22 protein-coding genes and 2 tRNA genes are annotated in these 20,791 nt (G+C 43.2%); 8 read left to right on the top strand and 16 right to left on the bottom strand.

What is annotated here, in order from left to right; genetic code table 11:
* Window positions 1-19: 19 nt before the first annotated feature.
* The 3 genes from H6F41_RS00290 to H6F41_RS00280 form a co-directional block, all read right to left on the bottom strand.
* On the bottom strand, window positions 20-421 hold the full coding sequence (locus H6F41_RS00290) for a DUF2996 domain-containing protein (protein ID WP_190401471.1): 402 nt from the start codon (window positions 419-421) through the stop codon (window positions 20-22).
* A gap of 57 nt (window positions 422-478) precedes the next feature.
* Complete coding sequence (locus H6F41_RS00285) at window positions 479-829, bottom strand: NAD(P)H-quinone oxidoreductase subunit M (protein ID WP_190401470.1); 351 nt, start codon at window positions 827-829, stop codon at window positions 479-481.
* Between the two features lie 204 nt (window positions 830-1,033).
* On the bottom strand, window positions 1,034-2,044 hold the full coding sequence (locus tag H6F41_RS00280) for an RNA polymerase sigma factor, RpoD/SigA family (protein WP_277873970.1): 1,011 nt from the start codon (window positions 2,042-2,044) through the stop codon (window positions 1,034-1,036).
* Between the two features lie 1,145 nt (window positions 2,045-3,189).
* Here H6F41_RS00280 and H6F41_RS00275 point away from each other — a divergent pair.
* The 5 genes from H6F41_RS00275 to H6F41_RS00255 all read left to right on the top strand — a co-directional run bounded on the left by H6F41_RS00275 (window position 3,190) and on the right by H6F41_RS00255 (window position 6,488).
* A complete protein-coding gene (locus tag H6F41_RS00275; RefSeq protein ID WP_190401469.1) occupies window positions 3,190-3,993 on the top strand; it encodes a DUF928 domain-containing protein in 804 nt (267 codons plus the stop codon).
* A 220-nt stretch (window positions 3,994-4,213) separates the two neighbouring features.
* The gene (locus tag H6F41_RS00270) at window positions 4,214-4,531 is read left to right on the top strand and encodes a hypothetical protein (RefSeq protein WP_190401468.1); all 318 of its coding nucleotides are present in this window, start codon (window positions 4,214-4,216) and stop codon (window positions 4,529-4,531) included.
* A 92-nt stretch (window positions 4,532-4,623) separates the two neighbouring features.
* Window positions 4,624-4,899 carry a YggT family protein gene (locus H6F41_RS00265; protein ID WP_190401467.1) on the top strand — a complete coding sequence of 92 codons (276 nt, stop codon included), beginning with the start codon at window positions 4,624-4,626 and terminating at the stop codon, window positions 4,897-4,899.
* A gap of 55 nt (window positions 4,900-4,954) precedes the next feature.
* A complete protein-coding gene (fabI, locus tag H6F41_RS00260) occupies window positions 4,955-5,731 on the top strand; it encodes an enoyl-ACP reductase FabI (RefSeq protein ID WP_190401697.1) in 777 nt (258 codons plus the stop codon).
* A gap of 73 nt (window positions 5,732-5,804) precedes the next feature.
* Window positions 5,805-6,488 carry a Crp/Fnr family transcriptional regulator gene (locus H6F41_RS00255; RefSeq protein WP_190401466.1) on the top strand — a complete coding sequence of 228 codons (684 nt, stop codon included), beginning with the start codon at window positions 5,805-5,807 and terminating at the stop codon, window positions 6,486-6,488.
* Between the two features lie 44 nt (window positions 6,489-6,532).
* Here H6F41_RS00255 and H6F41_RS00250 read toward each other — a convergent pair whose 3' ends face one another.
* Together H6F41_RS00250 and H6F41_RS00245 are read right to left on the bottom strand one after the other, a co-directional pair.
* A complete protein-coding gene (locus tag H6F41_RS00250) occupies window positions 6,533-7,540 on the bottom strand; it encodes a zinc-dependent alcohol dehydrogenase family protein (RefSeq protein WP_190401465.1) in 1,008 nt (335 codons plus the stop codon).
* Between the two features lie 9 nt (window positions 7,541-7,549).
* Window positions 7,550-8,134, bottom strand: coding sequence for a hypothetical protein (locus H6F41_RS00245; RefSeq protein WP_190401464.1), 585 nt, complete (start codon window positions 8,132-8,134; stop codon window positions 7,550-7,552).
* 178 nt (window positions 8,135-8,312) lie between these two features.
* Between H6F41_RS00245 and H6F41_RS00240 the strand changes: the two genes are divergently transcribed.
* Window positions 8,313-8,771 (top strand): single-stranded DNA-binding protein, encoded by a 459-nt coding sequence (locus H6F41_RS00240; protein ID WP_190401463.1) that lies wholly within the window; start codon window positions 8,313-8,315, stop codon window positions 8,769-8,771.
* A gap of 56 nt (window positions 8,772-8,827) precedes the next feature.
* Here H6F41_RS00240 and H6F41_RS00235 read toward each other — a convergent pair.
* From H6F41_RS00235 to H6F41_RS00225, 3 genes are all read right to left on the bottom strand, one after another.
* Window positions 8,828-8,899 (bottom strand) — tRNA-Thr (locus H6F41_RS00235).
* A 181-nt stretch (window positions 8,900-9,080) separates the two neighbouring features.
* Window positions 9,081-10,697, bottom strand: a complete 1,617-nt coding sequence (locus H6F41_RS00230; protein ID WP_190401462.1) for a tetratricopeptide repeat protein — start codon at window positions 10,695-10,697, stop codon at window positions 9,081-9,083.
* A gap of 72 nt (window positions 10,698-10,769) precedes the next feature.
* A complete protein-coding gene (locus H6F41_RS00225; protein ID WP_190401696.1) occupies window positions 10,770-11,144 on the bottom strand; it encodes a phasin family protein in 375 nt (124 codons plus the stop codon).
* Between the two features lie 78 nt (window positions 11,145-11,222).
* Here H6F41_RS00225 and menE point away from each other — a divergent pair, with 78 nt between their 5' ends.
* Window positions 11,223-12,755: an o-succinylbenzoate--CoA ligase gene (gene menE, locus H6F41_RS00220; RefSeq protein WP_190401461.1), complete on the top strand. Its 1,533-nt coding sequence runs from the start codon at window positions 11,223-11,225 to the stop codon at window positions 12,753-12,755.
* Here menE and glcF read toward each other — a convergent pair.
* The 6 genes from glcF to H6F41_RS00190 form a co-directional block, all read right to left on the bottom strand.
* Window positions 12,740-14,113: a glycolate oxidase subunit GlcF gene (glcF, locus tag H6F41_RS00215; protein WP_190401460.1), complete on the bottom strand. Its 1,374-nt coding sequence runs from the start codon at window positions 14,111-14,113 to the stop codon at window positions 12,740-12,742. The two genes, menE and glcF, sit on opposite strands and share 16 nt — an antisense overlap.
* A gap of 61 nt (window positions 14,114-14,174) precedes the next feature.
* Window positions 14,175-15,533, bottom strand: a complete 1,359-nt coding sequence (locus tag H6F41_RS00210; RefSeq protein WP_322095852.1) for an FAD-binding oxidoreductase — start codon at window positions 15,531-15,533, stop codon at window positions 14,175-14,177.
* A 43-nt stretch (window positions 15,534-15,576) separates the two neighbouring features.
* Entirely contained in the window at window positions 15,577-17,184 is a 1,608-nt protein-coding gene (locus H6F41_RS00205) for a serine/threonine-protein kinase (protein WP_190401459.1), read from the bottom strand.
* A gap of 208 nt (window positions 17,185-17,392) precedes the next feature.
* The gene (locus H6F41_RS00200; RefSeq protein WP_190401458.1) at window positions 17,393-18,160 is read right to left on the bottom strand and encodes a Ycf66 family protein; all 768 of its coding nucleotides are present in this window, start codon (window positions 18,158-18,160) and stop codon (window positions 17,393-17,395) included.
* 222 nt (window positions 18,161-18,382) lie between these two features.
* A complete protein-coding gene (locus tag H6F41_RS00195) occupies window positions 18,383-18,502 on the bottom strand; it encodes a photosystem II reaction center X protein (RefSeq protein WP_190401457.1) in 120 nt (39 codons plus the stop codon).
* Window positions 18,503-18,611: 109 nt separating this feature from the next.
* Complete coding sequence (locus H6F41_RS00190) at window positions 18,612-19,085, bottom strand: phosphate-starvation-inducible PsiE family protein (protein ID WP_242022853.1); 474 nt, start codon at window positions 19,083-19,085, stop codon at window positions 18,612-18,614.
* Between the two features lie 259 nt (window positions 19,086-19,344).
* On the opposite strand from H6F41_RS00190, the gene H6F41_RS00185 reads away from it, so the two are divergent.
* Window positions 19,345-20,289 carry a LysR family transcriptional regulator gene (locus H6F41_RS00185; protein ID WP_190401456.1) on the top strand — a complete coding sequence of 315 codons (945 nt, stop codon included), beginning with the start codon at window positions 19,345-19,347 and terminating at the stop codon, window positions 20,287-20,289.
* Between the two features lie 44 nt (window positions 20,290-20,333).
* On the opposite strand, the gene H6F41_RS00180 is transcribed toward H6F41_RS00185, so the two are convergent.
* Window positions 20,334-20,404: transfer RNA gene (locus H6F41_RS00180), tRNA-Cys, on the bottom strand.
* A 124-nt stretch (window positions 20,405-20,528) separates the two neighbouring features.
* Window positions 20,529-20,753, bottom strand: coding sequence for an NIL domain-containing protein (locus H6F41_RS00175; RefSeq protein WP_322095858.1), 225 nt, complete (start codon window positions 20,751-20,753; stop codon window positions 20,529-20,531).
* Between the last annotated feature and the right edge of the window lie 38 nt (window positions 20,754-20,791).

Below are 20,791 nucleotides of genomic sequence, written 5' to 3'. Positions count from 1 at the left end.
AACAAGCGACGCAATTTCTTTAGTTAGCCGTCAGCCACTTCTGGGCATTTAAGCGTTGAATCACACCAAATACCAATAAATCTAGTGGCGCTTTACGCTCATCGATCAAAAATGGCTCAATGGTGCTGGGGGATCGTCCTGCATCGGCACAGGAAAAAGCTTTTTGAGCATTGAGATCGGATTTTGAGAAGTACACCGTAAACTGGCGTAAACCCTCTGCCCAAATTCCTTTTACTTGAGAATTACTAAACTCTAGTTGCAAATCATCAACGCCTTGCTTAGCAAATGCCCTAGTCAAAGCTGGCAAGTAATGCGTGGTAATAAATTCTTCAAAGGGTAGTTCTTCGATCGCAGGTGGCTTTTCGGCTTTAGGCTTAGCGGCGGGTTTTGCTTTTGGCTCTGGGGCAGTAGTTTCAGACATAATTTCAGAGATGAATTTTATAAACTTGCTAATCGGTTACAAACATAAATGAAAAAGCTATTGAGCTTCAGTATTCACAATCTGAGGTAAGCCCATGCTGTAGTTCAGTGAGCGATGATTGAGGTTGTAGGTGACTTCACCTTGCTGTAACAGCGATCGGACAAAATGCTCCAAATCAGAGCCGATGCGACGCAAATTATAATCTGTCAAATCTGCACCCTTGTAATCGGCGACAAGTTCATCAAATTTACGATATACCTTTTGCAGCGCACCGTCTGTCCAGTTCAGCTCATTGTCAGGATCAACATCTAAAGTCAAAGTATTTTCGCTATCGATCAGCTCATCGTTCTGCTCCTCAACGATGGCGGCATAAATCTGAATATGGCGAGTTGTAGATTTGAGCGGCATAGCGGTTTATTTAGATAGGTATTAGAAGATCTAACTCTAGATTATTGCAAATTTTTAGGGATTCCCAAAATGCAAACAAAAAATAAGGGTCGTGCTAAGCACGACCCTTATTTTTTGTTTGTAAGTAGCTAAACATAAATAACCTTAAAAATCAGAGCGTGAGTTGCCCACTTCTGGGTTTTAAGGTTATTTATGCTGAACTACTTAGCTAGCTAGGTATTCCTGCATTCTGGTTTTGCGCTTGCGAAGATAATCCATCGCTTGGCGCTCTAGTTGTCTGACCTGTTCACGACTCAGATCCATCCGCTTACTAATACTGGCTAAGGACATCTCTTGTCCATCCTCTAGCCCATATCTCAAGATCATCACCTGACGTTGCTTCTCGGGCAGCTCCTTCAACAAGCTTTGCAGATCAGTACGCAAAGATTCACGTTCTACATAGATATCAGGAGAGCGACCTGTATCTTCTAACAATTCAGCAAGCTCCGTGTCTTGATTGTCGCCAATGCGTAAATCAAGGGAAATCGGCTGACGCGATAGAGATAGACATTCACGCACTTGATCCGTTTTGATATTTAGCTCAAAGGCAATTTCGGCGACCGTCGCAACCCGACCAAGTTCTTGGGAAAGTTGGCGCTGGGCTTTTTTGATCTTATTCAGCTTTTCCGTAATATGCACTGGTAAACGGATTGTTCTTGCTTGCTGAGCAATTGCTCGCGTAATTGCTTGACGAATCCACCAGTAGGCATAGGTGGAAAACTTAAAGCCCTTAGTTGGGTCAAACTTATCTACTGCTCGCTCTAATCCCAACGTCCCTTCTTGCACTAAATCAAGAAGTTCTAGGTTTCGCTTTTGATACTTCTTTGCTACTGAGACAACCAAACGGAGATTAGCCTCAATCATTTTGCGTTTGGCTCTAGTCCCAACTTTGATATTGCTATGCAAAATCTCTGGCTCTAGACCAACCGCTTCAGCCCACTCTTGCTCAGTCGGTAAGCGATCGCTATTTTGGGCAATTTTTTCCTGCGCCTCAAACAGCATCATCATCTGCTGTACTTGCTTACCGTAGATAATCTCTTCCTCATTACTGAGTAAGGGGATTTTTCCGATTTCGTGCAAATACGTGCGAACCATGTCAGCAGACAGACCGACCTGCTTAGTAGCTTGCCTATCCACTGTCTTTGGTGTGGTTGGGGTCAATGGTTCTTCAGACATATCGCTCCTAATTTTTTAAACTAAGCGTTTTTTATATGGCTTCTCCAAGATCAGAAGGCTGATGACGTAAAGAAGACCTGATTACTTCAAAATTCAAGCCCATAAACTTGACAGATTAAAATCACAATCTTTAAGTTTTATAAATTTACCGTGTCAACATGTAAGCTGACTCAAAGTTGATTTGTATAATACATGATCAACCTTTTTTTCTCTTGCGTCTTGAGTTACATATTATTACGAACTAATCAAAAAAGTCAAAGGGCGGGTATTACTATCTGTCTAAAGATTTGAGCAGGATTTTTATAGGTATTTACACTCATTAATTTTGTTGTTTTGGGATACTTGAGATAATTGGGCTAATGTTATCAATATAATTAGAAAGCCTTTATATTTAGAATCTGTACTAAACTGTTAAGTATGTACTAATTAAATTAAGATTTGATTAGTCTAATTAGACTAAGGTTGCTGACTTCATTACCTTAGTTCTCAATTACTTTTCCTAGAAACATTTAGATATATAGAAACCTTAATCCTGAACAAATAAATTCACCATTAGCAACGAAAAATTGATTACAAGCTTTGGATCGATATTGCTGAAGACTGACTGCAAAAATGGATTACTAAATATCGCTCTACTTGTTTTGCTAACTGGTTACCACTCAAAGACGGAAGCACTAAATCAGAGGTTCCCTTTACTAATGTCTTTGGCTAATCAGTAATGGTAAGTAAATTTAAACTTTCACCTTGTTAATTCAGGTAATATCGATATATATCGACATCAAGTAAAGAGTTCTACTAATTATTCACCTTGGGTAGCATTGCTCACCTTTAATTTTAATTAAGAAAATTTCTGAAGGCATCACCCATCTCTATGAAATGCTAGCGACTAGGTTTATGATTAATTGTCGCAAATGCTTCATTTCAGCGATCGCAAATTTTGATAATCTTTAATGCTAGATAAAAAATCATCCAGTTGGGGGAAGACGCAACAAAAAATTATTGACGAAAACTTAAACATATTAATAAAGAGTATTAATGTGATGAGTCAGGGAAATATATAAAGATGTATAAAGATTGTTGTGACATGGGAACTTGTTAACAACAGTATTCGACTCAAGTCCATATAGGCTTTAGCAATTAGTGGGATGAAGATGATGATTTTAAGGAAACCTAGCATCAAAAAGATAGTTACTTTAAGTGCGCTTTGCTTAACTACTGGATTCGGTTTATTTACATTTACCCCTGTAGCAATGGCGCAATATGGTTTAGGAATATCCAAAGCTGCGGGTACAGGTGGTGCAACCAGAGGTAATGCTGATGGATTACCCTCCGTGACAGTGTTAGTTCCTGAAGATGGAGCAAAAACCCTTAGCGATCGCCCCACATTCTATTGGTACGTTGCTCCCAATTCTGCTAACTCTAAGGAATTGCCAAAACTAACCTTCATCTTGCGTAATGGTAATGAAACATCATCTAAGGCAGTTTTTACCGCCCGTGGAGAGTCAAGTGGCGAAGGGCTTTACAAGTTTACATTGCCTGAAAATGCACCTGCACTAGTGGAAGGCAAGGTACAGCGTTGGCAACTACGCTTGTCTTTTGCGGCTAATGGCGTAGTGGATGATACTAATGTGATTGCCTTGGTGCGCCTTGATTCAGATCCTGAAGTCTCTAAGGCGATCGCCAAGGCTAGTAGCAGCCTTGAAAAAGCCAGAATTTACGCCCAGAATAAATATTGGTATGACGCAATTGACAGCTATACCAGTTGGCTATCCGCTAACCCTGAAGACAAGGTGGCGATTAACGAACGGTCAGAACTATTGCAGCTAGGTTTGAAAAATAATATTGCCTTTAGTGCAGGGCAACCCAATAGTCTTGATAAGCTGATCGCAAAGTTAGACCAAAGCAAAACTGCGATCGCGATCGCATTACAGGCAAGAACTAGCCGCTAGTGCTGCCCAGATTTTGGGCTTTAACGCAAGCCAAAATGATATGATGTGCCAAAATTCTTACTGCTAAATCATTGATTAATCTGCTTTTCCAGTAATCAAGGTGCAAAGGATGATTTCCCCACATTCGGCGGGGAAATCATCCCATACTTTATTAGATTGGAAAACGCGATAACGTGATTTAGTAATATTTCAAGGTTGTCGAGAGCGTTAAGGCAAAGCTATGGCAGATAATTCAGGTAATTTTTGGGGAGGGTTTCTCTTCGGTGCTGCTGTTGGCGGCGTGGTTGGCGCATTGGTGGCAATTAAGCTCACTGAGCCAGAAGACGAGACAATCCTCCAATTGGATGGCGATCAGATCCTTGATAAGTCACCGACTTCTAGTGAATTTGCCCGCCGCAATCTCGAAAAGAAAATCGCACAACTTAACGCGGCGATTGATTCGGTCAGCCAAGAACTGGCGATGACTGAGGGTAAAAATGGTCGTAAACCAACATCGGCGGAGTCTTTGCGAGACATGAGTATTAATTCGGATCAGTAATTACTTAAAGCATTATTTCTGCTGTGTTTAGTAGAATGATTGTAGCTATTTTTAATTTTTCTCAATTGCTCTATAAGCCCCAAAACATCACTATGGCAGTTATTCTTGGCACATTCAGCTCATTTATCTCGATTTATCTTGGTTTACTATTCATTCGTGTTCTTCTAACTTGGTTCCCAAATATCGAATGGTATAACCAACCCTTCGCGGCTCTTAGCCAAGTTACCGATCCCTATCTCAATTTATTTCGTTCTATCATTCCGCCTCTCGGTGGTATGGACTTTTCGCCAATGCTTGCCTTCTTAGCCCTGAGTTTTTTACAACGCGCTCTCGCTCCATTGGCAGCAAGCGCGGGTATGGGCTTTTAATGTAAGCTTATTCTTAATTACTTTGGGTTCACGTTAGGAAATATACATGACGGGTTTGTTAGATCTGAGTGGGAAAACTGCTCTTGTGACTGGGATTGCCAACAATCGCTCGATCGCTTGGGGTATTGCCCAAAAGCTGCATCAGGCTGGTGCTAACCTTGGTGTTACTTACTTGCCAGACGATCGCGATCGCAACAAAGGTAAAGTTGCGGAGTTGACTGATCCTTTATCGCCAGATTTTCTATTGCCTTGCAATGTGCAAGATGACGCGCAGGTTGACTCATTATTTACCTCGGTTGCCGAGAAATGGGACAAGATTGATATTTTGGTGCATTGTCTTGCCTTTGCCAATAAAGAAGACCTATCGGGAAACTTCACTGATATTTCCCGCTCAGGCTTTCAACTCGCCCTTGATGTCAGTGCTTATTCTTTGATCCATCTGTGTCGCGCTGCCAAACCTCTGATGAAAGATGGCGGTAGTGTGATCACCCTCAGCTATATTGGCGGCGCAAAAGTTGTACCTAACTACAATGTTATGGGTATTGCGAAAGCAGCTTTGGAAATGAACGTGCGTTACCTCGCCTCTGATATGGGGCCTGACAATATTCGGGTTAATGCTATTTCGGCGGGACCAATTCGTACCCTTGCCTCTGCGGCGATTGGTGACTTCCATAAAATGTTGCACCACTACGAAGAAACTGCACCTTTGCGCCGTTTAGTCACCCCTGATGATGTGGGTAATGTGGCAACTTTCTTGGGTAGTGATCTTTCTAGTGCGGTTACTGGTCAAATTATTTATGTTGACGCTGGCTATGAAGTAATGGGTGCTTAATTGCATCCTCAAGCTAGTATCTTGATTTCGCTTAAATTCTGCGATCGCAAAAACTATTCCTTAACAAATTTCTATGCAGACGGATACCTTCAAAAGCATATTTCCACTCTTCGAGGCGGCAAGCCACGAAACCTTGGAATGGCTACTGGCTGAGTCCGCAGAGCGAGACTATCCTGCGGGACGGGCTGTACTGATGGAAGATGCTTGGGGTAATGCGGTTTACTTTATTCTGTCTGGCTGGGTAAAGGTCAGATTTTTGCGAAATCAAGAGGCAACCACCCTTGCTGTGTTAGGTAACGGCGACTTTTTTGGTGAGATGGCAATTCTTGACGAGTCACCACGCTCGACTGATGTGATTGCCTTTACGCCAGTACGGGTGCTGAGTGTTCCTGCCCAAAAGTTTCTGGAGTTTCTTTTTAAAGATCCGCAAATACACCATCGCATGTTGCAACTGATGGTGCGACGTTTACGCAAAGCGAACCAGCGCACTCAGTTGCGCCAACAAGTCCCTGCGGTAAGGATTGCTTCGGTTTTGCTAGGCTTAGCAAATACCTATGGCAACAAAAATGAAGCAGGGATTAATATTTTTAATATTCCTGTAGCGGATATTGCTGACCTATCCGAGGTGAGTCCTGAAGATACTGCCAAGGTGTTAGACAAGCTCAAGGAAAAGAATTGGGTCGATATCAACACAAAGCATCAAGTCATGACTATAACCAACGAAAAGCAAATGTCGCAGTTGGCAACATTTCGATAAAAAATAAGGGAGGTGCTTCGCACCTCCCTTATTTATGTAGAACGTTAAATTGCGATCGCAATTTTGCCTGTCATCGAGCTACTTTCTAATAATTGATGAGCTTTTGCCACTTCGGAAAGAGGGAATATATCACTCACATGAATCTTCAACTTGCTTGAATCAAATAATGCTGCACATTCACTCAAGATATGAGCTTGCTTAATTTGTAAGACCGTATTTTGCAGCAGCATCGGCGTTAACATTAGCTCCATGCTAAAACGTAAATTGCGAGTACGGGCAACCTTCCAACTAATATCCACAGGTGGCTCTAAAATCGTCACCAGATCGCCATAAACTCTTACCGCAGGAAAAGTCTGCTCGATTAAGCTGCCACCGACGGTATCAAAGGCAAGGTCAACTCCTTCGCCATTTGTCCAGTCGAGAGATGCCTTTACAAAATCAGTTTGCTTATAGGCGATCGGCAGATCTGCACCCAAACCCCTTACAAATCTGGCTTTAGCCTCAGAGCCAACGGTCGTGCAGACATTTGCACCTCTCAGCTTAGCTAGCTGGATTGCCACATGCCCAACACCACCAGCACCTGCATGAATTAACACATTTGCTGATGATTGTGTTGATAGTTGTAAATTGCCCCGATCATAGAGAGCTTCCCATGCAGTTAACAAAACTAAAGGAGCGGCGGCGGCTTCTTCAAAACTGAGAGATTTGGGCTTATGGGCGGCGAATTTTTCGTCAATAGTAGTTAGTTCCGCATAGTTGCCCTGATGCAAACCTAAGCCCCCATTACAAAAATAGACATGATCGCCAACCTTAAATTTGGTCACCTCCGCACCAATTGCCTCCACAATGCCAGCACCATCACAGCCGAGAATCGATGGCAGGCTGTCGGGCTGGAATGTGCCACGGCTACGCAGTTTTGTATCAATTGGATTGATACCTGCGGCTTTGAGGCGCACTAAAATTTCTGTGGGGGATTGAATCGTGGGTTCTGGCAGATCTGCCATTTGTAGGACATCGGCATTGCCTGCGGCGGTCATTACAATTGCTTTCATGTCTGTATTTTATGTGTTTGGAGAAGCTGTTGGTTTAGATGCAGGGCTAGCAGGAGGCTTACGAATTTCATTATCTTTGGAGCTAGGAGCATTTGGAATAGAGCGAACTTGCCAATCTCCAAAGAACTGATTAATCGCCGTAAACCCAAAAACGGCAGCTCCACTCATGATTGCCAAGATCACCAAAATTGTTGTCCAAGTCTCCACCGATTCGGAAATGCCATAGTGAGAACGATAGGGATCAATCTTGGCTTGATGATCGCGTTCACGAGCGCTGATAGGGCGACGGAACCGTAATCGATGGTTATCAAGTTTTTCTAATAAAATCCAGCCTGACTGAGACTCTTCGGCACAAACACGATTTAAAACTTTGCGATTACGAAAGCCACCACTACTAGTACGCAGGATCTTAAATTCCCAGCCTTTTGGTTGATCGCTAGATGTGTTGGACTCATAGCGAGTGAGGTTTTCTTCTTCCACTTCTTCCCGCCGTCTGTTACTTTGTTTAGCTCGAAATATTCTGTCGATAATCACGGACTGAATCCCAACATCAAGGATGATGGCACTAATGATGATTGCATTGACGGTCAGCATATGTACTGGACTAATACTATTGCAGACTAGCAGCTTGATAATCAGCAAAAGTATACATGCTGACGCAAACTATTGCACTCAAGATTTTGTATAGTCTTTACAGTTTTTGCGATGATTACTTTGCGATCGCGATATGATGGCTAATTAAAATAAGCCATAAGCTTTTGATAACTTTCCTATGAACTCTATAGTCCTGATGGCAGAATTGCTTAGCGATCCTGAGCTGCGCCGTACTCCCGATAACCAAAGCTCGATCGCTTCATTTCTTGTACAATTTGCAGGCGGACGTGCCGAAGATGCCCCCTATCGGATTAAGGTTGTAGGCTGGAATAATTTGGCGGACGAGATTGTTGAGAAATACCATAAAGGCGATCAAGTTGTTGTGGAAGGTCGCTTACGCCTTGATACAGTCGATCGTGGTACTTACAAAGAAAAACGTACTGAGTTAATCGCCCAACGTATTCATAGTTTGGGTAGTGGCAGCAGCATGGCCGTTAGCGCTTCGACATCTGCTCCCCGTAACAAACCAGCAGCAAGCAATCCTACCCCCAGTAATGTCGTGCCGATGGCTAGCTATGCCCCACCTGTAGCACCACCGATTAATGATGCTCCTGACTACGACGATATTCCGTTCTAAGCCCAACAAAAAAGAGGGAGGAATCGCAAAGTGATTCCTCCCTCTTTTTTTCTATAAGCCGATGATGAGATTTGAACTCACGGCCTGCTGATTACGAATCAGCTGCACTACCCCTGTGCTACATCGGCAATAATTTAGCGAATGCAATTATAGCATTATTACTGGCTGATAGGTCAGACAAAAATAGTGAAACAGGAGAAAGCATGTACTGAATTTCTGATATCTCTTCGCACCACCACTTGCACCTTGGATTTCTGCTCTCATTAGTAAAAATCGTGTTGCTGTAGTATGTCCCTACAAAGTCTGGGGTTAACTCTTCTTATTGACAAGAGTATCTGTGACCTTTTTAATTTCGGATGTTAATTGTATTGCTGCATCACGGTCATCCAACTGTTGATAGATTAACAATGCTTTTTGATAAGCATCAATCGATTTTTGATATTCGCCATAGGCAAACCATGCCTCTCCTAAATTAGCAAGTAAGACTGCTTGCTCTTTTGGCATGGTTAAGCTTTGGTAAATTTTTAGACTAGCTAGGTAATTGGCGATTGCTAGTTGATAATTTCCTAAGCCATATTGGGATACTCCTAAGCTACATAAAAGATATCCCCTCATTTCTTCGTCACTGCTGTCTTTGTACAATGCAAGACTATTCCCATAAAATTCCACAGCTTTATGAAAATCATTTTGACCGTAATAGGCATCAGCTAGATCAGACAAGATTTCCCGCTCATAGAAGAAATATTCTTCATTGTTTTGCTTTCTATAATCCTGAGCAATTGTTAAAGCCTTTTGATAGTAACTAATAGCGATCTGATACTGGTTTAGATAAACGTAGCTGCGACCCAGATACTTGTATACATAGTAGGCATCAAGATCATTTATTTCAGCAGGTTGAAAAAGATTTAATGCTTGTAAGTAGTAGTCAATTGCTTGTTGATATTCATTTAGTTCTTCATAACTATTACCTAAAATTGTTAATGTACTTTTGACTTCTTGCCTATCGTTATTACTTTTTGCGATCGCTAAAATCTGTTGATAATAGCCAATAGATTCTTGAGGATTGACTAAGTCTTTATATTCCGATGCTAAAGATCTCAATACATTAATTGATCGAGAAGAGTCATTCACCTGTTTAAAAATCGCTAGAGCCTTTTGACAGTATTGTTTTGCTTGCTTTTGCATAGCTCCAGCCTTATTCGTTTTATTCACTACTTCATAGTCGGAGCGGTAGCGATACAGTCGGCAAAGGGATTGTAGAGCAAGCGCCTCCCCTTGTTGATCTCCGCTTTCTTGAGCAATTGTGACTGCTTGTTGGTGATAGTTCGCTGTGTTGAGTAGATCTGAACGCTCAATTCGAGATTCGCCAATATAGTTTAATAGCCTGCCCTCTAATTTGCGATCGCCTATTTGCCTCGTAATGCTCAAAGCCTGTTCATAGTAGCTGATAGCCCTGTCATACATGCTCAGTCGATCTATCGCTCGACCGATGCCCGCTAAAGCTTGAGCTTCTAATTGAGTATTCTTGATTTTCTTAGCAAGATAAAGAGCTTCTCGGAAAGACTTTTCACCCTCCATAAGGCTAAAATCACCAAAAACATTAACTCGCGTTGTGGCTAGGGGAAATAGCTGCTCATGACTGTAATAGGCATTGCCCATACCAATATAAGCAAGAGCTTGACCTTTGGTATCTCCCAGTTTTTGATAAAGCTTTAAAGCCTGTTTGTAGATCTCAAATGCCTTCAAATTTTGACTGACTTCAAGATATTGCTGTGCTTGATTGAGGAGTCCAGATTCTTCAGATATTTGAGATGTAGAAGAATTAGCCCATGCAAGGATGTTGTTTATAGGTAGGGATGTAGAGACAGCAAAAACACTTAAAAATAGCACGCAAGATGCGATCGGCACAGTGAAGATTTTACGCATAATGCTTTACTGATCGTTTTGAAGACACAATTATTTTCTGTGCCAATATCAAAAATCAGCAAAAACTTTAGATTATTTTTGTAAACGCCTCAGTTCTTCTTGTAAAGCTTCAACCTTGCTCTTGAGGTCATCAACATTATTTGGCTCAGCATTGGACTCAGAGCTAGCATCATCTTCATCATCGATGGAGATTGTCCGAGGTGCATCACTGGAATTAGAAGTGTTTTTGGTTTCAGCAATAGGCTTTTGCGAATTACGAACTAAGTCATCGACAAACTTGCGTGCTTCTTCGGTGGTCATTTCACCGCGTTCGACTAGTTCATCGGCAAGTTTGCTGGCCTGAGTCCGCAGTTCATTTAGGGTTTCGCCTGCTTTTTCACCCGCAACTGTTGCTAAACCCATGCCTAGATAAAAAGCTTTTTGGACGATGCCACCAAATGGATTCATTGCCATTACTCCATAAAATTTTATGATAGTTAATGTGGGTTTTAAACTTGCCACGCTACCTATCATATCGCGGTAATTATGAAATTTCCCAATTGGTTATCACAACGGGCTGTCCAGAAAAAAGATGCGATCGCAATTATATTTAAATCAGATTGCAATAAATCTTGGACATACTCGGAGCTAAATCAAGAGGTCGATCAATGGGTGGCATTTTTGCGATCGCAGGGGATTGGCTCAGGCGATCGAGTTGGCTTGCTGCTCAATAACCATCCGCGATATATCATGCTGGTTCATGCCCTGAATAAGTGTGGGGCGGTTGCTATTTTTCTGAATATTCGCCTCACTGCTGCGGAGTTAAGTTGGCAAATAGAAGATAGTCAAGCAAAATACTTACTGTGCGATCAAGTCACAAATGTGATCGCGTCGGGTTTTCAGCAAGATCAAACCACAAAGAATCAAGTGCAAATTGTAGAAGTTGACCAAACGCTAACTTTTACAGTGAAGTGCGAGGAAATTCCCTCGCTTTCGGCGAGGGAATTTCCTCAAGATATCAACTTAGCTGATGTGCAGGGGATTTTCTATACATCGGGGACAACGGGTAAGCCGAAGGGAGTTCCCTTAACCTATGGCAATCACTTTCATAGTGCGATCGCATCGGCTCTGCATTTAGGAATTGAGCCATCTGATAATTGGTTGCTATGTATGCCGTTGTTTCATGTTGGGGGGCTGGCAATTGCGTGGCGAAGTGTGATTAATGGGACGACCTTGACGCTATTACCAAGGTTTGATGAGCAGATGGTTTTGGATGCGATCGCAGAATGTAGAGTTACGATCATCTCGCTAGTCCCCACAATGCTGATCAGATTATTGCAACATGATCAATGGCAAAATCTTCAGCAATTACGAGCCATTTTATTAGGTGGTGCGCCTGTAAGTGATGAACTGATAGAGCGTTGTCAGCAGTTAAATTTACCAATTATGCCCACCTATGGCATGACCGAAACTGCTTCCCAAATAACGACACTTTCGCCCGATCAAGTTGCGACTAAGCTTGGCTCATCAGGCTTGCCACTGTTGGGCAATCGGATTCGCATTGTCGATATTGATAATCCGCAGCAGGAAATGTCCCAAGGTAAAATCGGACAAATTCTTGTCCAAGGTGCGAGTGTGATGTCAGGCTATCTTAATCATCGTCAGCCTGACGCAATCCAAGATGGTTGGCTATATACAGGCGATCTTGGCTATCTGGATGCGGAGGGATATCTCTATGTGGTCAGCCGCCGTAATGACTTGATTATTAGTGGCGGCGAGAATATTTATCCCCACGAAATCGAAACGATTTTGTTGTCCCATCCTGCAATTAGTGAGGCTTGTGTGGTGGGAATTTGCGATCGCGATTGGGGTGAAAGTGTAGCGGCAGTAATTGTGTCCTCAGAGGATTTATCGCTAGCTGCCGTGAGAACTTTTTGCGAACAAAAGTCCTTAGCCAGATACAAATTACCTAAGCTAGTTAGTGTCTGGAAGTCTTTACCGAAAACCGCTTCAGGCAAATTATTGCGGCAAGAAATCCGTAACAGGTTGCGAGATTCTTTGGATCATTCAAGCTTTTGACCGCGAATTGAATAATCTAATATTTCCATGGGGTGCATTAATAGCGTCTTGTGACCCTGCAACTGCAAATGCTTACGAATTTGGGTAATACAGCCAACATTTGCCGAAGCAATCAACTGAGCGCCTGTATCGGTGAGGTTGGTCACTTTCTGCTCACCCAGTTCATGCCCGACTTCGGGTTGCAAAATATTGTAGATGCCCGCACTGCCACAACAGAGCGAAGCATCCACGGATTCGCGAAGTTGCACATTGGGAATTTGACGTAGTAAACGCCTTGGTTCGAGGCTGATTTTCTGTCCATGCAGCATATGACAAGCATCTTGATAAGCGATCGTCAATGGTTGCTCTTGCAAAGGCGACATCTTCGCCGTTAATCCCACCTTATCGAGAAACTCTTGGACATCCTTCACTTTTGCCGAAAATAACTTGGCTTTCTCGGCATAGTGCGGATCATCTTTGAGAATATGACCATATTCCTTGAGCGTATGTCCACAACCCGAAGCATTAATCACCACGGCATCAAGATTTAAGTCCGCAAAAGCATCAATAGTTTGCTTAGCCAGTTCTAGGGTTTGCGCTTCCTGACCTTGGTGATGGGACAATGCGCCACAACATCCTTGCAATTTGGGAACAACCACTTCACAACCATTGGCAGTCAATACCCGCACCGTCGCATTATTTACCTCTGGCAAAAATACGCGCTGCACACAGCCTAATAACATCCCGACCCGATAGCGCCGTTCACCTTTGGCTGCGATCAATTCAGGAAGAGTATCCTGAAAAGCTTGAGTGGTTAAGGTCGGTAATACCGATTCCATGGCTTTGATTTGTTTAGGCAAAAACTGCTCTAGCCAACCCGTCGATCGCAATAATTTCTGCAAGCCTAGTTTCTGATAAACCAAAAGGGGCGCAAGCAGGACGCGCAGACGATTGGGATAGGGAAAAGTTGAGAAGATAAATTGCCGCAATAGTTTTTCAGGTAGCGATCGCAAATGGTTACGCTCGACCTGAGCGCGAGTTGCCTCAATCAATTGGTCATACTGTACTCCTGATGGGCAAGTGGTCACGCAGGCTAAACACCCTAAGCAAGAATCAAAATGCCCTGCGATCGCAGGCGATAGCGGAATGTCGCCCTCATTAATGCCATCCATCAAGTAGATGCGACCTCTTGGCGAATCAGTTTCTTTACCAATAACCCGATAGCTAGGGCAGGTTGACAGGCAAAACCCACAATGCACACAGGCATCGATTAATTCAGGATTAGGTGGATTTTTGCTGTCAAAAGTTACTGTTGATAGGATTTGATCGAAATTTTGATCGAAATTTGGTTGATCGGAAATTTGCTCGGAAACTTGCATAGTTAAGGTACTTATTAGCTAAAAGTTGATCACGAAAAATATCAAAAAGACTATAAAAAGATTATGAAAACATACGGTCTGGACTGAGTAAGCTACTCGAATCAAACTGTTGGCGAATCTTGCCCATCAGATCACTAGCATTGCCTGTATAGCCCCAAACGTTGGCGTTAAATTTCAATTCATGGGGCGCTTCAAGAATGCTTAGAAAACCACTATGGGATTCGGCAATACTTCTTACCTGAGCAATTTGTTTGGCGATCGCAGTTAAATCTTGACCATTTTCTATTCGCAAAACTCCCAAGCCACTACCCGCATGAATCTGCAAATAATAGGATTGCTGCTCAAAAATTTGTTCGCATTCAGTTAGTAACGTCACTGCGGTAAAGGGCAGTACACCCAGCTTACAAACCACAGCATGATTGTTTTCATTAGGTTTCGGCAAATGGCGAATTTGCTCTTGCCAGATCAACATCTCTAGCAATTGCCAAAATTTGTGAGTATCCTCAAGGACTTGGACTTCTAAATTTAATTCCTTGGCAAGATTGATGACGCGATCGCACTGCTCGATCACACTCGCCTTGAGGCTCGCAAATTGCAGCACTAAGCCCGTACCTTGCCCTAAACCAAGATTTGCGATCACAGATGCCGACAACAAATCACAAGCTGTCGGTGTCAGCACCGAGGTACTAATAGTTTGCTGTGCTTTTGCGATCGCATCCGCCGCACCTGTTACCACCACGATCTGACTGTATTCAGGCAAAGGATACAGCCGAAACGTAATCTTCGAGGCAATTCCCAAAGTACCGTAAGAACCTGTAAGTAATTTCATCAGGTCGTAGCCAGCCACATTTTTGACTACGCGCCCACCCGCCTTGACCACCGCACCATCGGCACGGACAAACTCAATCCCCAAACACATATCGCGCACACTGTTGTAGCGATGTCGCCATGAACCTGCGCTTGCCGTCGCCAAAATACCGCCAATGGTTGCACTTGCCCCATAGGGCGGATCGACGGCTAAAAATTGACCTTGTTTGGCTAGGACTGTTTGCAAGTGATGATAGTTGACACCCGCCTCCACCGTAACCGTCAGATCTCCCACACAATGCTCAATTACTTGATTCAATCGCGAGGTACTGATCACTACATCGGCACGACTCACCAAACCGCCCCAATCCAATTTAGTCGAGTTGCCAAAGGGTAACACCCGCAAACGATACTCATAGGTAATTGCGATCGTTTGAGACAATTCTGCGATCGTTTGGGGATAGATTACACAGGCTGGGGCGAGACAATCGGGAGTGAGGCTATGAATAATGCGCTCGCGTAAATTTGGGGCAATCTGCTCAAAGCCAAACACCCGATCAGCCCCTAATGAGTCAGTAAATATTGTCAGCAGTTGATGATCAGGCAGTCTCACAAATTAATGTCCTTAAATTCAGTCAAAAAAATCCAGTCAAAAATTAAAATAAACGCTTGCTACCATCGGGACGAATCGTACCCCAATTGGTTTTTGCTTGGGCTAACTGCTCATCAGAAATCCTCGCACCCTTCAAATCTGCACCGCAGAGATTTGTCCCATTCAAATTTGCTTGATTGAGATAAGCACCCTTTAAGTTTGCACCACTCAAGTTTGCCCCTGACAAGTCAGTTTTACTCATGTAGGCGGATTGCAAATTGGCTTCCCGTAAATCAGCAAATATCATCGAAGCACCACCAAGATCTGCTTTGATCAACACCGAACGCTGCATTTTGGCATCCCGCAAATTTGCCGCATTCATTTTCGCTTGCGATAAATTTGCACCCTGAAAGCTCGCTCCTGTCAAATCACTATTGCAAAAATCTGCCTCAACGAGCTTAGAGCGACTCATCACAATTCCAGACAAAGTGGCGCTACCAAAGGCCGCCTTGGAATAATCTTGATTAGCAAAATTACGCTTACCCTGATTGTATTCAACAATCACCCTGCGGCCACCTTTCAGTTCGCCAGTGCCACCGACGCGACTATTTCCCGCACGGGTGTTCATCATGCCACTATCAAACTGTGTCCCCTGACTACCCCCATAGCGCTGTTGTGACTGAATGCGGGAGTTAGGAGTTTGTGCGCTAGAGACAATATTGGGCGCATAGTTAGCAGGCGGTGTCATTGCCGACTTGGGCTGCTCTTCAGGAATGCCACCCGATTCCAAAGCTCGTAAAGCTTCTTCTGCCGAACGAAAACGCTGGGATACTGCTTGCTGAAGTAGTTTCTCAAATACTACTCGCAAGCGGTCGCTGAGTTTGACCTGCGATTTCCAATTAATTTCACCCGTATAGGGGTCATGGGGTAAATCCTTTGGCGATCTACCTGTCATTAGATATAAGCAACTCATCGCCGTTGCATAGAGATCACTGGCATAGACAGGTCGCATTGCCATTTGCTCAGGGGGAGCAAACCCTGGTGTACCGATCGCAAAATTAGTGAGCAAGCCACTCGGATCTTCATCCGCCGATGGCTTATTCATTTGACTAGAAACTGCCCCAAAATCAATTAATACCAGTTGCCCATCTTGCTTACGCCGCATGATATTCGCAGGCTTAATGTCACGGTGAATCACGCCGTTCTCATGCATAAACCCCAACACAGGGAAAATCTCTGAAAGGATTTTGCGAATTTCAATCTCGTTAAATACGCCGCGCCGCTCATATTCCTGTTTAAGCGTTTCACCATCAACAAATTCTTGAACTAGGTAAAAATTTCCATCTTCTTCAAAATAATCTAGCAATCGTGGAATTTGCGGATGACTTCCAATTTTGCCAAGGGTAGAAGCCTCACGCTCAAATAGTTCCCTTGCCATTTTGAGGACACTTGCGGATTGCGTATTAGGGCGTAACTGCTTCACAACGCAGGAGGGAAACCCCGGCAGACCTTCATCGGCAGCCAGAAATGTTGCGCCAAAACCACCCTTACCGAGAGGACGTGCCGCACGATAACGATTTCGCAGCTTTAAATTAGAACCACAAGCCGCACAGGTGATGGCAAATGGTTCGTTGTTCGGATTAGTACAGTTCGGATTAACGCAATAACTCACGGTTGATCGAAAGCCCAAGTAATGGTTGATCAAATCAAGTTGTAGGCTTATTGACAGTTTAGTATGTCCTTGCCCTACGAAGACTCTTTGTTTACATGAGGTCTAGTAATTATTAAAGAGTAGAAAATGATCTAGTTCAAATTTACTTGAACTAGGCATGTAAAGATGACAATGACTTAACTCTAGCAAATATTGCTAGTCTAAAAATCTAAAATTCATCTGATTCTGGCATGTCGGAGTTGGGATATGTGGCAGGACGGCTAGAGGGTCTGCGTCTGCGCCCAGATGCAGCTGTACTTCTACCAGCATCATCGTTGAGACTATCTGAGTCTGATGGATTACGACGATTTTTAGGACGATCGCTACTCATATTGTCGCCATTAGAATTGGGATTGCTAGGTTTGGGGCGACGTTTGGGATTGACGGGACGAATATCATTTTCGTCAATATCAATGATTGAGTCATTATTACTTACATCATCGCTGCCACGCTTGGGGCGACGAGAAGAGCGGCGGGAGTCGGCGGTATCACCACGGAGTTCACTGGCTTCTTCGCTATTGGCAAGGGAGCCACGCATCCGACGGGAAGGATCGCGATCGCGGCGAGGGGCAATTTCACGAGTGGGATCAATTTCTACACGGTAGTCAGAGCCAATCGGTTCTTCATCATCAACGAGCGGACTAGAGGGGGATCGACGCGCTTGATTGGCGAGAGCTTGACGCAAGACTAGCGACTCGACGGCAAACCAACCTGCAAAACCGACGACTAGCACCTGTGCTAGCTGTGTGGTAATTTCCATCCGAAAATTAAAGGCCAGCAGGATGATGCCATAGACTAGGGCGATCGCAGAAAAAAAGATGTCGTGGTCGCGGGCTAATTCAGGACGAAAGTTGCGTACAAAATATAAACCCACACCTCCTAACGCGGCAACAATTGCCAAAAGAATCATTAGCGGGTTGCCACCGATGTTGATCATGGCTCTATATTTCTCCTAAATACCTGCATTTTTGCTGCGATTACCAAATATATAAGCAATTTGGTGTTTAAAGACAGACAATTTTTGTCCATCAGTTTTGTCAATCAGTATAGCAATATGGGGCTTTGCCTAGCCTACATTTGTCTAAAGACAAGCAAAATAAAAGCTCCGTCTAGCGGAGCTTTTATTTTGCTTGTCTTTACTTAGCTAATTTGCTGAAAATTAACCACGACGAATGACGCGATCCTTTTGGCTAACGATCAACACTGCGGCGAAGATCAAACCAAGAACTACACCACCTGCAACAAGGCTGAGTAGAAAATTGCTTAATGATTGTGTCATATAGGTATGTAGGTAAAGTTTTGATATACAAACTAAATTCTTAACATAATTTTAGCTCAAAAATCTATGTAGGTATCTCTTCGCACCGACCATTTGGTCAGACCATTTGCTAATGCTTGTGCAGTTTGTTTTGACTCCGCACAATCCAATAACTAATCGAAAGTGATAGCACAGCGACCGCAAGTCCTACTAAATCTCCATCGGCTTTAGAGTCAAAGATGACAATCTTACGCGCCACTGCTGTCAACGCCGTGACAACGACTAGCTCTAATTGAATTGTGTGCTGCTTTAAATAAGCCGTAACATTTTCCATAAGTTCAAGGGCAATCAGCACATTGAGAAACATGCCAAATATTTTTAGCAACGGTACACTCAAAAATCCCTTTGGCTCATTGATAAACAGATCCACAATCAATACACGCAGCAAATCAAATAAGGCAACGAAGATGATCAGTACCAAGGCAATTGCCATCACCTTAGAGACAATATTCTCAACTTTGGAAATTGCGCTGAGAAAGCTATCATCTTTGCTTGCGATCGCAATTTGCCGCATTGCGCCCTTAAATTTTTGCCTCAAACCCATGACTTATACACACCACATAATTACCTTAAATTTTGCGATCGTCAGTACCAGACAGAAACAATACAGCTTGCAACCCAAGAGGATAGATGTCGTCGCGGAGTGCGGTCATTTATCCTCTTGGGTTTTGTTTTGCTATACATAGATGTTTTTCGATCTAGACTGAAGATTGCGATAGAAAAGATTATAGATTAAATGCATAGAATAAATATAGTCAGTAGTGATAAAATCATAGAATCTAATCTATGGTCTTGTCATTCCTATGGTTTATCGCTTATCAGATTCGCAATTAGCTAGTCATATCACTCTGCACCAGTTACAGGTATTTGAAGTGGCAGCCCGCCATGGTAGCTACACCCGTGCGGCTGAGGAATTATTCCTGACCCAACCCACTGTTTCAATGCAAATTAAGCATTTGACCAAGGCTATTGGAATGCCATTGTTTGAGCAGGTGGGGAAAAAACTATTTTTAACACAGGCTGGGCGAGAATTATTTGCTACCTGTCAAGAAATTTTTGGTCGAATATCTAAGTTTGAGATGAGTGTTGCAGACATGAAAGGTCTGAAGCAGGGATATTTAAAAATAACCGTGGTAACAACGGCAAAATATGTAATTCCCCGTTTATTGGGGCCATTTTGCCAAAGATATCCAGGTGTCGAAATATCTTTGAAGGTGACTAATCATAGCGGCGTTTTAGAAAGACTATCTGAGAATAAAGATGATCTATACATCCTCAGTAAAGTACCCGATGAACCTGATGTTAAGTCCCACCCGTTTTTGGCAAATCCTCTGGTGGTATTGGCAAATCATGATCATCCCCTAGTACATGAGAAAAATATTCCGATTCAAAAACTCGCTGATCAGCCATTTATCACTAGAGAGTCAGGCTCAGGGACTAGAGGCTATGTGCAGAAGCTATTTGACGAGCATAATATTACGCCCAATGTGAAGATTGAGCTATCTAGTAATGAAGCAATTAAACAGGCGATCGCAGGTGGTTTAGGAATCTCAGTTTTGTCGCGACATACGATCGCCTTAGAGGGGGCTTCGGGACAAATTGCAATTTTGGATGTGGAAAATTTCCCCATTCCTTGTCATTGGTATGTCATCCATTTAGCTGGTAAGCAACTGTCAGTAGTTGCTCAGGCTTTTTTAGAATATTTGCAGACTGAGGGCAAGCAAATTGCTGAAGATACAGCATGGTAATAAAAAAGAGTTCTCGCACAGCGAGAACTCTTTTTTGTCGTTAAAGGCGGCACCCAGATTCGAACTGGGGGTGAGGGTTTTGCAGACCCCTGCCTTACCACTTGGCTATGCCGCCGAACGGAGAATGATTATAGCAATATAGTGTAATTAGTTGCAAACTAAAATTTCAAATCTTGCAATTAGCTCATATCCAAAATCAGAGGTTTTGCCACCATCTACAAAGTGGCAAAACCTCTGATTTAAAACGCGGTGTTTGAGTCAGGATGATCTTCCCAAATTTCGATATCAAGATCGTTGAGATACGCGAGCGCAGTTTGAAGTTGGGCAGCATTACCAATAAGACTCAGATGAAACCATCCACTACCAGCATTTATCCCCAAGGTTGCTGAGACAATATTCACAACTAATCCATATCGCGCAATTAGATTGGAAATCACAGGCTCATTATGCAATTCTTCAGGAATACGCAGCTTGATATCTTTAGTTATGGGACGAGTATCAA

Source organism: Pseudanabaena mucicola FACHB-723, from assembly GCF_014696385.1.
GTDB lineage: Bacteria > Cyanobacteriota > Cyanobacteriia > Pseudanabaenales > Pseudanabaenaceae > Pseudanabaena.
Note: the sequence above shows the minus strand (reverse complement) of the source record. Positions and strands in the feature narration are given on the sequence as shown.

Excerpts from the sequence above, each read along its gene's own strand:
- H6F41_RS00275 (WP_190401469.1), top strand. The coding sequence starts at position 3,190 with ATGAAGATGATGATTTTAAGGAAACCTAGCATCAAAAAGATAGTTACT.
- H6F41_RS00280 (WP_277873970.1), bottom strand. The coding sequence starts at position 2,044 with ATGTCTGAAGAACCATTGACCCCAACCACACCAAAGACAGTGGATAGG.
- menE (WP_190401461.1), top strand. The coding sequence starts at position 11,223 with ATGAAATTTCCCAATTGGTTATCACAACGGGCTGTCCAGAAAAAAGAT.
- H6F41_RS00230 (WP_190401462.1), bottom strand. The coding sequence starts at position 10,697 with ATGCGTAAAATCTTCACTGTGCCGATCGCATCTTGCGTGCTATTTTTA.
- H6F41_RS00225 (WP_190401696.1), bottom strand. The coding sequence starts at position 11,144 with ATGAATCCATTTGGTGGCATCGTCCAAAAAGCTTTTTATCTAGGCATG.
- H6F41_RS00265 (WP_190401467.1), top strand. The coding sequence starts at position 4,624 with ATGGCAGTTATTCTTGGCACATTCAGCTCATTTATCTCGATTTATCTT.
- H6F41_RS00250 (WP_190401465.1), bottom strand. The coding sequence starts at position 7,540 with ATGAAAGCAATTGTAATGACCGCCGCAGGCAATGCCGATGTCCTACAA.
- H6F41_RS00195 (WP_190401457.1), bottom strand. The coding sequence starts at position 18,502 with ATGACACAATCATTAAGCAATTTTCTACTCAGCCTTGTTGCAGGTGGT.
- H6F41_RS00245 (WP_190401464.1), bottom strand. The coding sequence starts at position 8,134 with ATGCTGACCGTCAATGCAATCATCATTAGTGCCATCATCCTTGATGTT.
- H6F41_RS00200 (WP_190401458.1), bottom strand. The coding sequence starts at position 18,160 with ATGATCAACATCGGTGGCAACCCGCTAATGATTCTTTTGGCAATTGTT.
- H6F41_RS00270 (WP_190401468.1), top strand. The coding sequence starts at position 4,214 with ATGGCAGATAATTCAGGTAATTTTTGGGGAGGGTTTCTCTTCGGTGCT.
- H6F41_RS00255 (WP_190401466.1), top strand. The coding sequence starts at position 5,805 with ATGCAGACGGATACCTTCAAAAGCATATTTCCACTCTTCGAGGCGGCA.
- glcF (WP_190401460.1), bottom strand. The coding sequence starts at position 14,113 with ATGCAAGTTTCCGAGCAAATTTCCGATCAACCAAATTTCGATCAAAAT.
- H6F41_RS00290 (WP_190401471.1), bottom strand. The coding sequence starts at position 421 with ATGTCTGAAACTACTGCCCCAGAGCCAAAAGCAAAACCCGCCGCTAAG.
- H6F41_RS00185 (WP_190401456.1), top strand. The coding sequence starts at position 19,345 with ATGGTTTATCGCTTATCAGATTCGCAATTAGCTAGTCATATCACTCTG.
- H6F41_RS00240 (WP_190401463.1), top strand. The coding sequence starts at position 8,313 with ATGAACTCTATAGTCCTGATGGCAGAATTGCTTAGCGATCCTGAGCTG.
- H6F41_RS00285 (WP_190401470.1), bottom strand. The coding sequence starts at position 829 with ATGCCGCTCAAATCTACAACTCGCCATATTCAGATTTATGCCGCCATC.
- H6F41_RS00190 (WP_242022853.1), bottom strand. The coding sequence starts at position 19,085 with ATGGGTTTGAGGCAAAAATTTAAGGGCGCAATGCGGCAAATTGCGATC.